The sequence below is a fragment of the Demequina sp. genome (assembly GCF_016278765.1).
GTDB lineage: Bacteria > Actinomycetota > Actinomycetes > Actinomycetales > Demequinaceae > Demequina.
Map to the genome: position 1 here is coordinate 44,254 of NZ_JADQBE010000017.1, position 13,504 is coordinate 57,757.

Sequence of the window (13,504 nt, forward strand, 5' to 3'; positions counted from 1 at the left end):
GGCACACCTCAGGCCGGTTCTGCGATTCGCAGCCTGGTGCCTGCTGCGTTCTTGGCTGCGGCCGCCGTCGGCGCTGCGATCGCGGCGGCTGCCGCGCTCGCGCACGCTTCGGCGGTGACTCCACGGAGAACCCTCGCAACACCAGGAATGAGTCGAGGGCTCATCGAGAGGCTCGTGACACCCAAACCCACCAAGACGGCCGCGTAGTCGGGCCAGCTCGCTGACTCGCCGCACACTCCCACCGGAGTTCCCGTCTCGAGACCCACTGCCGCGATGGCGGCAAGGGTACGCAACACCGCTGGCTGCCAGGGATCGGTCAGGTCTGCGAGATCGGGTGACATGCGATCGGCAGCCATCACGTACTGGGCAAGATCATTGGTCCCGACGCTCACGAAGTCGACCACATCGCAGAGTTCCCTGGCCATCGTCGCCGCTGAAGGCGTCTCAATCATGACTCCCACCTGGTCGAGCCCTGCCGATCGCGCGAGGTCAACGAAGCTCGTGGCTTCTTCCACCGTCGAAATCATGGGAGCCATGACCCACGGCGAACTGCCGCTACGTCGCGCGGCAGTCACAATTGCCTCAAGTTGGCGATTCAGAGCGCCTGGATGGATGCGGGTCGTCCGATAACCACGCACACCGAGCGACGGGTTGGGTTCCCGCTCGGGTGTGAGGAAGGGCAGTGGTTTGTCGCTCCCAGCGTCAAGGGTGCGAATCACCACGCGCTGGTTCGCGAAGGCGTTCAGCACCGTCGCGTAGTGGTCCACTTGCTCCTCGACAGACGGTTCGCCAGCACGATCCAGGAAGCAGAACTCGGTCCGAAACAGGCCGACGCCCTCGGCCCCCCGTTGGGCCGCACCGGCGGCGTCGTGCGAGGCCCCGACATTCGCTCCCAACAGAATGCGGCGACCGTCGTCGAGCACACAAGGCCCCTCGAAGGGCTCAGGACTGTCTGCAGCCTTCACCGCCGCAATCACTTCAGCGGCTGGGTCCACGATGACCTCACCCGTCGACCCATCGACGAGCACCGTGACTCCATCAGCGAGCTCGAGGGCCCCCTCGAAACCCACCACAGCGGGAATCCCCAACTCCCTCGCCAGAATCGCGGTGTGAGAAGTCGCCGAGCCCTTCTCAGTCAAGATCGCCCGACACACAGTGGGATCGAGCAAAGCAGTGTCGGCAGGGGCGAGGTCCGAGGCGACAAGGACGAAGGGGTCACCGGACTGGGGAAGTCCACCCACGGACTGTCCCGTCAGGGCGGCGATCAGGCGATCCCTCACATCAAGCAGGTCCGCGACCCTCCCAGCGAGCAATCCCCCTGCGGCCTCGTACCTGACCACGAGTCCGCGCATCACATCCCACACCGCCCGTGCCGACCCCATCCCCTCGCGAATCCTCCGTGCGGCGCCGTCGACGATCGTCGGGTCGGTCGCCATCATTGCGGTGGCTTCCATGACCTGCGCAGCCTGCCCGGTCACCATCGACGCACGGTCGCGGTAGGCGGCGGCGACCTGGTGTCCGGCAGCCTTCACCGCCGCAATCTCTTCGTCGACTCGCTCGGGAGCCGTGTAGGTCGCCGCAGGAGGTTCCTGTGTCGCTCGCCGCATTACGTGGACGGGGCCAACGGCACGACCCGTCGACACTCCCAGCCTCGTGGCTCCAGACCGTGGGGCGCGCGGGGCAGCTTGCTGCAGCACATCGACGACTTCCTCGCCGAATCCAGCGGCAATCGCCGAGCCGAGCGCGGCCACCGCCTCCTCGGCATCTTCCCCCCACGCCTCAAGTGTCACCACGGCCCCAAGCCTTGCATCGAGCGCTGCGAGAGCAAGGGGGCTCCGTGCGTCGGCGCGCGAATTCGATGCGGAGACGAGCGAACGCGCGCCGAACGCTGCGGCCACGGCCGCGAGTGCGGCGGCTGGACGGGCGTGCAGCCCGTCGACGTTCACGATGGTCGCGGTCGCCGTGGCATCCGGGGGCTCCGTCACCTTCACGTCGCTCTGCATGGGGGGCGCCGAATCGTCCCCGAGGTGACTCGTCTTGGGCGACAACGCCGCACGAGCCTCGTCTGCAACGTCCTCAAGCGTCGCACCTGCGGCAGCCCGCACCACTGCGGCGACGAGCCCCTCGACGAAAGGCGCCCCCACCAGCACTGCACGCGTGTCAGGGGGGCAGAACTCGAGAGCAAGTTCCGCGCTCAAGATGGCGGAGCCAAGATCCATGAGCACCACCACGCCCGCACCTTCATCTGCCGACTGAATCGCCTCGGCAACACGCGCAGCATCGGTGCCCGTGCCTCCGTCAGCGGTTCCAGCGGCCAATTCAATAGGGGGAGGGTCGCCCGCCACCATCTCCAACGCGAGGTCAAGAGCGGCTCTCGCCAGTGGCGCCGAGTGAGAGACGACGACGAGGCCAACCCGAGGACTCATGCGATAGTGTCCGCGAGCGCGTCGAAAAGCATTGCCGTAGACGTCGCGCCCGGATCCATGTGCCCCTTGGAGCGTTCTCCGAGATAGCTGGCGCGACCTTTGCGTGCGACGAGGTCCACCGTGGCGTCCCTGCCCACCGCCGCGGCGTCGCGTGCGGCCGCGGTGCACTCCTGAAGCGACCGACCTGAGGCGAGCGCGGCGTCGAAGGCGTCGAGCGCGGGCGCCATCGCATCAAACATGGTCTTGTCCTGCAACTCGGCCTTGCCTCTGGCGACGAGCCCGCCAAGGCCCGCTCGCAGGCTGGCCGCCAAACCGGCGCCGTCACACGAGGAGACGGCGCCGATCGACGTGCCAATCCGAAGAAAGAAGGTTCCATAGAGAGGACCGCTCGCGCCGCCCACGCTCGTCACGAGCGTCATGCCGACGCTCTTGAAGAGTTCGTCGAGGGTCGGAGGAGTTGTGGTCTCGAGTTTGGCCATCACCGCGGTCATCCCTCGAGCCATATTGATCCCGTGGTCGGCATCGCCGATCGCAGAGTCCAACTCGGTGAGGTATGCCTTCTGCTCGGTGACCTGGTGGGCAAAATTGTCCAGCCAGGCCAGAGCACTGTCGATGGTCATGGTTCCTTCAGTCACGGTCATTCCCTTTCTAGCGGCCCCAGCGAAGGCCTGCGGTGTGAACGGGGGCGTCCCACAGACCCAGCATCTCGTCGTCGGCCTTGAGTACCGTGACCGAACAACCTGCCATGTCGAGGGACGTGATGTAGTTGCCCACAAGAGTGCGAGCAACCTTGACGCCTGCCTTCTCCAGAAGGGCCGCCACCTCGCCGTACATGAGGTAGAGCTCAATCTGAGGAGTGCCTCCCATCCCATTGAGCATGACGATCGCTGGCGCTCCTGTCATGTCAAGGTCGTCGAGAATCGGCTCGACGAGTTGCGCGGCAATCTCCTTGGCAGGGGCCAGATCGACACGGTGCCTTCCGGGCTCACCGTGAATGCCGACACCAATCTCCATCTGGTCGTCGGGCAGGTCGAACGTGGGCTTTCCGGCGGCAGGCACTGTGCAACTCGTCAGCGCCATTCCCATGGATCGACCATGCGCATTGACCCGTTCGGCGAGTTCCTTGACCGCTGCGAGGTCGCGCCCCTCTTCGGCGGCCGCACCCACAATCTTCTCGAGCAGCACGGTGATTCCCACGCCGCGGCGACCCGCCGTGTACAGCGAGTCCTTGACAGCCACGTCGTCGTTGGTGACGACCGCAGCGACCTCGACTCCGGCTTCGGCAGCCGCGAGTTCCGCTGCCATCTCGAAGTTCATGACGTCGCCGGTGTAGTTCTTGACGATGTGGAGCACTCCGGCGCCTCGGTCGACCACCTTCGTGGCCTCCTGCATCTGGTCGGGCGTAGGTGAGGTGAAGACCTCGCCCGCGCACGCGGCGTCGAGCATTCCCACACCGACGAATCCCCCGTGAAGTGGTTCGTGGCCTGAGCCACCACCTGACACCAGGGCAACCTTGCCGTCGGCCTTGGGGGTCGCGCGGTAGATCACACGGTTGACGTGGTCGACCCGAACGTTGGGGTCGCCCGCCTCAATACCCTTGAGGGCGTCTGCGAGCACCGTCTCCGGTGCGTTGATGAGCTTCTTCATTGAATTCTCCTAAGCCTCAGCCACAGCCTTGTCGGCCTTGGTGTGTGCGATGAGCCCGAAGGCGAGTGCTGCGAGGACGCCAGCGAGGAGTTCGGCCCCCACATAGATGGGCCACTGCTCCCAGAGGACCTCGCCGCCGAGCAGTTGCTGGACGAGCATGGGGCCCGAGGTACGCGCAGGGTTGATGGATGCTCCCGTTGCCGGGGCAACCGGGATGATGGCCGCGAAAACGACCAGACCGATTGCCATGCCTGCCCAGCCTGCGGCCGCCTTGCGGTAGATCACGCCGAACACGCCGAACACCAGAATGAAGGTGCCCACGAACTCGGCAAAGAATGCCTGGTACCACGGGATACCGCCGTAGGCGGCGATGCCGAGGCCCACATCCGATGCCGTCATGCCGAGCACACCCACGATCGCGAAGGCTCCAGCAGTGCCGCCGAGCACCTGCGCGGCCACATACTCGGGGACCTGCTTCCAGGGGAACTTACCCGTCGCTGCCAGGCCAAACGTCACGGCCGGGTTGATGTGGTTGCCCGAGATGTAACCAAACACGTAGACCGTCACCATCACGATCGTGCCAAACGCAAGGGAGATCATGCCAAGGTCCGCCATCGTGAATGGCGCGTCACCATTGACCATGAGCGTTGCGGGCACCGAGCCGACTCCAACAAAGACGAGGAAGGCTGTGCCCAAGAATTCGGCGGCGAGTTTCTGCCACCGGCTGTTGTCATCCATCTGCACTCCTTTGAACAGCAGGATTCGCCGATGCGACCGATGGCCGCGACGTTCCACCTTTGGAACATCATTCGACATTATCGAATATACTTCCAATATCCCCGGTGTCAAGGTCTGGGGCGTGTCGCGATCCAGGCAATAATGGATCTCACCTCGGAGGGCTGAGCATGATCCAAGCGATTGACCGCGCGGCGCGCGTGCTGCAAGCGCTTCAGGGTGCCCGCCACCTCGGTATCACCGAGCTGGCAGCCGAGCTCAACCTTGCCCCATCGACCGTTCACGGCATCGTCAAATCGCTCGCGGAGCACGGACTCGTTGCCAAGGAGCCGGGCTCAAATCGATATCGGCTCGGTCCCGCCCTCCTGAAACTTTCGAACGTCTACCTGGACACCCACGAGGTGCGGGCCCGCGCTATGCGGTGGACCCGCGAACTCGCCCGCCGCACAGGCTTTTCGACGAGGCTCGGTGTCACGCTGTTCGATGAGGTACTGATCATTCACCACAACCGTCGGCCGGACGGTGGACAGCACATGTACGAAACGGGACTCACCATCCCCGCCCACGCATCTGCACTCGGCAAGGTGCTGCTCGCGTACGACCCGCCTTGGGCCACGGAGTTGTTGGCGGGAGGGTTGCGGAGCCTCACGGGAGACACCATCGTCGATTCCGCAGAGCTCACCGCCGAGCTTGCCGTCATCGCCAAGAATGCCAGCGCCTCGGAACGGGACGAGGCGGTGCTCGGCGAATCGTGCATGGCGGCACCTATCGCGGATCGTTCAGGAGCAGTAATCGCCGCCATTGGCGTCGTGATGCCCACCACGGAATTTCCCCCATCGGACGCCGTCCTCGACCACCTGCGTGAGGCCGCGAGGACGATCTCCCGTGAGCTCGGTTCGTCGGACTGGCCGCCGCGCAGGAGGGACGACGAGTCCCTCTAGTTTTGACGAACTACCGGTCTAGGACGTCCCTCATCAACTGCGCGGTCTCGGACGGCGTCTTGCCCACCTTCACACCTGCGGCCTCGAGGGCCTCCTTCTTGGCCTGAGCGGTTCCGGCCGAGCCGGACACGATCGCGCCGGCGTGGCCCATCGTCTTGCCCTCGGGCGCCTCGAAGCCGGCGACGTAGCCCACCACGGGCTTCGTGACGTGGTCCTTGATGTAGGCGGCCGCGCGTTCCTCGGCGTCTCCGCCGATCTCGCCGATCATCACGATCGCCACCGTATCGGGGTCGTTCTGGAACGCCTCGAGGCAATCGATGTGGGTGGTGCCGACGATGGGGTCGCCGCCGATGCCCACCGCGGTGGAGAAGCCGATGTCGCGCAGCTCGAACAGCATCTGATAGGTCAGGGTGCCGGACTTGGACACGAGCCCGATCTTGCCCGGGCCCGTGATGGTGGCAGGGGTGATGCCCACGTTGGACTGGCCCGGGGTGATGAGTCCGGGGCAGTTGGGGCCGATCAGGCGGGTGCCCTTGGACTGCGCATACGTGAAGAACTCGGCGGTGTCCTTGACGGGGACGCCTTCGGTGATGATCACGGCGAGGGGCATTCCCGCGTCCACCGCCTCCATGACGGCGGTCTTGGTGAACGGCGGCGGCACGAACAGCACCGAGACATCGGCGCCCGTCGTGGCCATCGCCTCGGCGACGGAGCCGAACACCGGAATGGACACGGTTGCGCCGTCGATGTCGAAGTCGACCGTGGTGCCGGCCTTGCGCGGGTTGACGCCGCCGACGATCTTGGTTCCCGAGGCGAGCATGCGCGTGGTGTGCTTCATGCCCTCCGTGCCGGTCATGCCCTGGACGATGACCTTGGATGCTGCGGTGAGGAAGATTGCCATGAGTTGCTCCTTAGGCGGCCGCGGCGGCAAGTTCGGCGGCCTTGGCCGCGGCGCCGTCCATGGTGGCTTCGATGGTCACGAGCGGGTGATTGGCGGCCGCCAGGATGGCGCGGCCCTCCTCCACGGAGTTGCCGTCGAGTCGCACGACGAGCGGCTTCGTGGCCTCGTCGCCGATCGCCTCAAGCGCGCCGACGATGCCGTTGGCCACCTCGATGCACGAGGTAATGCCGCCGAAGACGTTGACGAACACGCTCTTGACCTGAGGATCGTGGAGGATGACGTGCAGCCCGTTCGCCATCACGGTCGCGGACGCGCCGCCACCGATGTCGAGGAAGTTGGCGGGCTTGATCCCGCCGTACTGCTCGCCGGCGTACGCCACCACATCGAGCGTGGACATCACGAGCCCCGCACCGTTGCCGATGATGCCCACGGCGCCGTCGAGCTTCACGTAGTTGAGGTTCAGGGCCCTGGCCTGCGCCTCGAGCGGGTCGGCGGCGTCCTTGTCCTCGAGCGCCGCGTGATCAGCCTGGCGGAAGCCAGCGTTCTCGTCGATCGTGACCTTGCCGTCGAGCGCGATCACCTCGCCGGACTCGGTCAGCACCAGCGGGTTCACCTCCACCAGGGTGGCGTCCTCCTCCCGATACACCGTCCACAGCTTCTCGATCGCGTGGGCGACGGGGCCCGCGAGCTCCGCCGAGAACCCTGCGGTCGCGACGATCTCGGCGGCCTTGGCCGCGTCGATGCCCACGAGCGGATCGATCGCAACCTTGGCGAGCGCCTCGGGACGCTCGACCGCGAGCTCTTCGATCTCCATGCCGCCCTCGACGGAACACATCGCGAGATAGCGCCGCTCGGAGCGATCCAGCAGCACGGAGAAGTAGAACTCCTGCGCGATCTTGGCGCCGGCGGCGATCATCACCTTGTGGACCGTGTGACCCTTGATGTCCATGCCCAGGATCGCCTGGGCGGCCGCCTCGGCGTCGGCGGGGTTGTGCACCACCTTGACGCCGCCGGCCTTGCCGCGGCCTCCAGTCTTGACCTGGGCCTTGACGACGACGGTGCCGCCTCCGAGGCTCTCGGCCGCGGCCCTCGCCTGGGCGGGGGTGGTGGCGACGATGCCCGGGAGCACGGGCACGCCGTGCTTGTCAAACATGTCGCGCGCTTGGTATTCGAAGAGGTCCATCGGATTCCTTGACGCTTTGGGGCGCGCGGTCAGCGCGACCAGGGGGACGATGCCCCCAGCCTAGCCTCGACTGGGGCGGCGCCTGTCCGGGCCTCGTTTCCGCTCAGCGCGACTCCGCATCGTCGCCGGTGCCCGGGGACACGAAGCCGCTCTCGTAGGCGGCGATCACCGCCTGGGTGCGGTCGCGCACCCCCAGTTTGGTGAGGATCGACGCGACATGGGACTTCACGGTCTCTACCGAGACAAACAGTTCGACCGCGATCTCGCCGTTGGACAGGCCCCGCGCCAAGAGCCGCAGCACGTCGCCCTCCCGTTCGGTCAGGTCGGGCATGCTGGCAACGCTGGTGGGTGTGGCAAAGCGCTCGATCACCCGGCGGGTTGACGACGGGAACAGCATCGACTCGCCCGCTGCGACCACCCGCACGGCCTCGATCAACTCGGCGGGTGGCACGCGCTTGAGCACGAAACCTGACGCCCCGGCGCGCATCGCCTCGAACACGTACTCGTCCACCTCGAAGGTGGTGAGCACGATCACCTTGGCGCCCGACGCCCCCGCGGTGATTTCCCGGGTTGCCTCGAGGCCGTCCATGTGCGGCATGCGGATGTCCATGAGCACGACGTCCGGACGATGCTCATCCACCAGGGCGAGCGCCTCCCGGCCGTCCCCCGCCTCGGCCACGACGTCCCAGCCCGCCTCCGAACCGACGATGGCCCTGAGTCCCATGCGGACCAAGGGGTCGTCGTCCACGATGACGATTCTCACGCGGTCACCCTCTCACGCAGCGACGCCCATGGCGAGGAAGGGTCGGCAGAGTTTTCTGACAAGGTGGCCTGCAGCGGCAGCAGCGCGCGCACGGCAAAGCCTCCGTTCTCCGCACCTGCGGATGACCTGCCCCCCAGCAAAGTGACGCGGTCGCGGATCCCTGACAGGCCGCGCCCGCCCCCGCCGTGGGGACGCCCCGCGCCAGCGGAGGGCTTTCCATTGAGAACCTCGATTCCCAAGGCGTCGGCGTCTTGCGCGATCCTTACCGTCACGGTGGCGCCTGGAGCGTGGCGGGCCACGTTGGTGAGCGCCTCCCGGACCACCGTGAAGGCCGCCCGCCCCACGGCGGCAGGCGCCTGGGGGAACTCCGCAGCGTAGGACACGTCCATACCCGCTGCACGCGACTCCTCGATGAGCCGTCCGATGTCGTTGATGCCAGGGAGCGGTGCGCGACTCTCGTGCTGGTCACCTCGAATGGCGGCAATGATGCGGTCGAGTTCGCCCATGGCGGCCCGCCCCCTCTCCTCAATGGTCTTGAGGGCTTGGCGCGCGAACTCGGGGTCGGTGTCGAACACGTGGGCGCCCGCTCCGGCCTGAATGATGTTCATGGTGATCATGTGGCCGATCGAGTCGTGCAGCTCCTGGTCGATGCGGATCTGCTGTTCCGCGAGCTCAGCCCGCTCGGTGGCGGCCTGCACCATCTGGTCCGCCCCTGGGCCAAGTGCCCAGCGCCCCAACACGCGATGCGTGATGGCGAGACCTCGCACCATCCACGCCAGCGTTGGCACCGCGAATACGATCGCTGGCGAACCCACAGCGACCCAGTACGCGACGGTGTCGATGACCTCGACGAGGGCCTGGTTGTCCCCGTTCACAGCGACGATGCCGGCGACGCGCGCCACGGCAACAGCGACAGCGCCCACCACAGCGAACGGAACCACCACGGCCACCACCGCGAGCACGAAACTTACCGGGCCCAGCACGATTCGCGCCATGATCCAGATCAGGGCGCGCCACCGCGCCCCGTCGCGCCAAAGGTTCAGGATCCACACGCGCCATCGCTCGGTCACGGCGACACTGTGATCGGCTGCAGCCGGCACCCGCCCGACCACGGGCGGCACACCTGCATCCAAGAGCGTATTGATCGACCTTCGCTCGACCGCGCCGATGGGACGCAAGGTCCATTGCGCGAAGATCAGGATGGGTACCCCCACCCACACGATCGCGAGCGACAGGCCAACCGAGTACATCACCACCGCGTAGGTGAACCACAGGATCGACATGGGAAGGCCGAGCACGAGGTACGTGATTGCGGTCCACGTGTGCGCATCCCATACCGGGGCGAAGTAGCTGCGAAGCGCGGTCATACTCCCCATCGTGCCCGCTCGGGCGCCTCATGCCCACCATCGAACGCTCGGCCTCGTAGGTTCGCGCGCCCCCCACGTGCGCGCTCGCGGCTACCTCGCGGCGCCGAAACGCTCCGCGACCTCCCGAATCGATCGCGCGGAGGCCTCGAGGCCCGAGCGCTCTGCCTCGTTCATCCGCACGTCCACCCGGTGCTTGACGCCGCTGCGGCCCACCACGGCGGGCAGGGACATGCAGACCTCGCCGACGCCGGGGTAGTCGACCAAAGTCGAGATGGGCAGCACCCGGTGCTGGTCGCCAAGAACCGCCTCGACGATGCGTACGCCCGCGATGCCGATCGCGTAGTTGGTCGCGCCCTTGCCCTCGATGATCTGGTAGGCCGAACGAGTCACGTCGTGATGAATCCGGTCGCACACCTCGGGCGTCATGATGACCCGACCATCGGCATCGTGCCACTCGGTGAGCGGCACCCCGCCGATGCTCGCTGACGACCACAGCGCCACCTCCGAGTCGCCGTGCTCCCCAGCGATATAGGCGTGGACGTTACCCACCGCCACGCCGCACTCGCGCGCGATCTGGTGACGCAAGCGCGAAGAATCGAGCACCGTGCCGGAGCCGAACATCTGCGCCGGGCTCATGCCGGAGGCCTTGAGGGCGGCGTACGTCACCACGTCGACCGGGTTGGTCACCAGGATGTAGATGGCGTGCGGGGACACCTCGATCAGCGGGAGAATGATCTTGTCCATGAGGCCGATGGTCGCCTCGGCCAACTCGAGTCTCGACTGTCCGGGCTGCTGCTTCGCACCTGCCGTGATGACCACGACGTCAGAGTCGGCACACACGGCCACGTCGTTCGAGCCGATGACGTGGGCTTCCGGCATGAACTGGATGCCCTGGGACAGGTCGAGCGCCTCCGCCTCGACCTTCGCCTTGTCGACGTCGTACAACGCGACCGTGCGTGCGAAACCGCGCATGAGGCCCGCGTACGCGAGCGTGGAGCCCACCGCACCCGCACCTACGATCGATACCTTGGACGTCCTGCTTTCCACCGCAGATCCTTTCGTGGAGACAAGGTCCCAGACTACTGGCGGGGCACACCCCACGCGGGTCGGCCACCAGGCCGGTTGGGGGCGGTGCGCACTGACTACAACTTGGTGATCGCGTTGAACCGCAGGGCCAGCCGCTTGACACCGGCAGCCCCGAAGTCGACCTTGACCACCGCGTGACGGCCGGCACCTTCGGTGCCGACCACCTTGCCCATTCCGAAGCTGTCGTGGGTGACGCGGTCTCCCACCTCAAAGCCCGCGTCGCCGGCCGGAGTACCGGGCGGGCTGGGGGGGACGCGCCGGGACCTCACGGCGCCAGCCTTCGCGTACGTGTTGCCATCCTCGCGATCTTGACTTCCTCCGTAGGCCCCGCCGCCGTACGTACTCGACCAGCCGCCATCTCCGCGCCGCTGGGTTCGTGCGCGCAGCGACGACATCGATGTCTCCGAGCGCTTCCACTCAACAAGGTCGGCCGGAATCTCCTCCGCGAAGCGAGACACGGGCAGATACTGCGGCGCGCCCCACGCTGAACGCACCTCGGCGCGGGTCAGGTACAGGCGCTCGCGGGCCCGCGTGAAACCCACGTAGGCGAGCCTGCGCTCCTCCTCCAGGTCCTTCACGTCGCCGGACTCAATGGACCGCATGTGCGGGAAGGTGCCGTCCTCAAGGCCCACCACAAACACCACAGGGAACTCCAGCCCCTTGGCCGTGTGCAGCGTCATGAGGGTGACGACGCCGCCCGAACCGTCGTCGTCGGGAAGTTGATCGGCGTCGGCGACGAGCGCGACCTTCTCCAGAAAGTCGGCCAACGTCCCGTCAGGGTTCTCCTCGGTGAACTCTCTGCCTACCGCGACCAACTCCATGATGTTCTCGATGCGGCCCTCGTCTTGAGTGTCCTCGCTTGAGCGCATCTGGCGCAGCATCCCCGAGCGGTCGGCGATAGCGTCGAGCACTCCCGCGGGTCCGTTGTCGGCCGCGAGCGAGCGCAAGTCGTCCATGAGCGACACGAATTCGGCCACCGGTCGCGCGGAGCGGGTCGCGAGGCTGAGGTTCTCCGCCTGGCGCAGCGCCGCGCCAAAGCTCACCCCTGGTTGGCCCATTCGCCGCGCCTCGAGCGTGAGGTCGCGTCTCAGCCCTTCTATGGCTTCGACGGTGGTGTCGCCGATGCCGCGCTTGGGCGTGTTGATCACGCGCCGGGTGGCCACGTCGTCGTCCTCGTTCACGACGGCCGCCAGGTATGCCAGCATGTCTTTGATCTCGCGCCGCTCGTAGAAGCGTGTCCCGCCCACCACCTTGTAGGGGATCTCCGCGCGAATGAAACGCTCCTCGATGGCACGCGACTGCGCATTCGCCCGGTACATGATCGCGATGTCGGCGGGTGCCACGTCCTCGGCCGTCGTGAGCCTCTTGATCTCATCGGCGATGAATACGGCCTCATCCTGCTCGGTGTCGCCCGCATAGCCGATGATGCGCTCGCCCGCCCCGGCATCGGTCCAGAGATTCTTCGAGGGTCGACCTGCGTTGTGGGAGATCACGGCGTTGGCGGCGGTCAGGATGTTCTGCGTGGACCGGTAGTTGCGCTCAAGCCGGATCACCTCGGCGTGCGGGTAGTCCTTCTCGAACTCGAGGATGTTGCGGATCGTGGCGCCGCGGAACGCGTAGATCGACTGGTCTGCGTCACCGACAACCGTCAGGTTGCCGCTGTCCCCCACCAGTTCGCGCACCAGCACGTATTGGGCATGGTTGGTGTCCTGGTACTCGTCGACGAGCACGTGGCGGAACTGGGCGCGATATCGGGCCGCCACGGCGGGATGGTTCTGGACCAGGCGCACGGTCTTCACGATGATGTCGTCAAAGTCGACGGCGTTGGCGGCCTCGAGGCGGCGCTGGTAGGCGCCATACGCCATGCCAGCCGCGTGGTCGATTGAGTAGCGCGAAGCGGCCTCGCCCGCCGCGGCCGCCATCTCGGGGTCGATCAGCTCATCCTTGAAGCTTCCGACGCGGCCCAAGAGCGCCTTGGGCGTGAACTTCTTGGGATCGATGTCAAGTTCCCTCATCACCAGCTTCATGACCGCCACCGAGTCGGCGGTGTCGTAGATTGAAAAGGTGGATTTGAGGCCCGCCAGCTCGTGGTCGCGCCGCAGCATGCGCACGCACGCAGAGTGGAACGTCGACACCCACATCTGACGCGCCTCGGGGCCCACGAGCGCCTGGACACGTGCGCGCATCTCAGCGGCGGCCTTGTTGGTGAACGTGATGGCCAGCACCTCGTGCGGACGGGCCCTTCCGGACTCAAGAAGGTGGGCAATGCGGTGAGTGAGTACGCGCGTCTTGCCGGACCCGGCCCCCGCGAAGATCAGGAGTGCGGGTCCGTCATACACCACGGCCTGAGCCTGCTCAGGGTTGAGGCCCTCGATCAAGGGGGACGACCCGGCGGACGCGATGTCGAAGAGTGCATCCATGGCTGCACCAGTCTAGGTCCCACGGCCGACGCGCG

The 13,504-nt window shown here is 66.4% G+C and carries 11 protein-coding genes; 1 reads left to right on the forward strand and 10 read right to left on the reverse strand.

The features are described 5' to 3' along the window. Nucleotides 1-8 precede the first annotated feature (8 nt). From ptsP to QZZ29_RS03180, 4 genes are read right to left on the reverse strand one after another with little or no spacing between them, the layout of a single operon-like run. Complete coding sequence (gene ptsP / locus QZZ29_RS03165; RefSeq protein WP_291381312.1) at nucleotides 9-2,426, reverse strand: phosphoenolpyruvate--protein phosphotransferase; 2,418 nt, start codon at nucleotides 2,424-2,426, stop codon at nucleotides 9-11. Continuing rightward, a complete protein-coding gene (gene dhaL / locus QZZ29_RS03170) occupies nucleotides 2,423-3,046 on the reverse strand; it encodes a dihydroxyacetone kinase subunit DhaL (protein ID WP_291381314.1) in 624 nt (207 codons plus the stop codon). The genes ptsP and dhaL overlap by 4 nt, the downstream gene beginning before the upstream one ends. A gap of 28 nt (nucleotides 3,047-3,074) precedes the next feature. Further along, complete coding sequence (gene dhaK, locus QZZ29_RS03175) at nucleotides 3,075-4,073, reverse strand: dihydroxyacetone kinase subunit DhaK (RefSeq protein WP_291381316.1); 999 nt, start codon at nucleotides 4,071-4,073, stop codon at nucleotides 3,075-3,077. 9 nt (nucleotides 4,074-4,082) lie between these two features. Beyond that, entirely contained in the window at nucleotides 4,083-4,811 is a 729-nt protein-coding gene (locus QZZ29_RS03180; RefSeq protein WP_291381317.1) for an MIP/aquaporin family protein, read from the reverse strand. Nucleotides 4,812-4,978: 167 nt separating this feature from the next. Here QZZ29_RS03180 and QZZ29_RS03185 point away from each other — a divergent pair, with 167 nt between their 5' ends. After that, on the forward strand, nucleotides 4,979-5,749 hold the full coding sequence (locus tag QZZ29_RS03185) for an IclR family transcriptional regulator (RefSeq protein ID WP_291381319.1): 771 nt from the start codon (nucleotides 4,979-4,981) through the stop codon (nucleotides 5,747-5,749). 10 nt (nucleotides 5,750-5,759) lie between these two features. On the opposite strand, the gene sucD is transcribed toward QZZ29_RS03185, so the two are convergent. The 6 genes from sucD to pcrA form a co-directional block, all read right to left on the reverse strand. Further along, nucleotides 5,760-6,650 (reverse strand): succinate--CoA ligase subunit alpha, encoded by an 891-nt coding sequence (sucD, locus tag QZZ29_RS03190; RefSeq protein ID WP_291381321.1) that lies wholly within the window; start codon nucleotides 6,648-6,650, stop codon nucleotides 5,760-5,762. A gap of 10 nt (nucleotides 6,651-6,660) precedes the next feature. Then, nucleotides 6,661-7,833: an ADP-forming succinate--CoA ligase subunit beta gene (sucC, locus tag QZZ29_RS03195; protein WP_291381323.1), complete on the reverse strand. Its 1,173-nt coding sequence runs from the start codon at nucleotides 7,831-7,833 to the stop codon at nucleotides 6,661-6,663. A 103-nt stretch (nucleotides 7,834-7,936) separates the two neighbouring features. Then, complete coding sequence (locus tag QZZ29_RS03200) at nucleotides 7,937-8,596, reverse strand: response regulator transcription factor (RefSeq protein ID WP_291381325.1); 660 nt, start codon at nucleotides 8,594-8,596, stop codon at nucleotides 7,937-7,939. Continuing rightward, on the reverse strand, nucleotides 8,593-9,963 hold the full coding sequence (locus tag QZZ29_RS03205; protein ID WP_291381327.1) for a sensor histidine kinase: 1,371 nt from the start codon (nucleotides 9,961-9,963) through the stop codon (nucleotides 8,593-8,595). The genes QZZ29_RS03200 and QZZ29_RS03205 overlap by 4 nt, the downstream gene beginning before the upstream one ends. Before the next feature lie 90 nt (nucleotides 9,964-10,053). Beyond that, on the reverse strand, nucleotides 10,054-11,010 hold the full coding sequence (locus tag QZZ29_RS03210; protein WP_291381328.1) for an L-lactate dehydrogenase: 957 nt from the start codon (nucleotides 11,008-11,010) through the stop codon (nucleotides 10,054-10,056). Nucleotides 11,011-11,105: 95 nt separating this feature from the next. Beyond that, entirely contained in the window at nucleotides 11,106-13,469 is a 2,364-nt protein-coding gene (pcrA, locus tag QZZ29_RS03215; RefSeq protein ID WP_291381330.1) for a DNA helicase PcrA, read from the reverse strand. Between the last annotated feature and the right edge of the window lie 35 nt (nucleotides 13,470-13,504).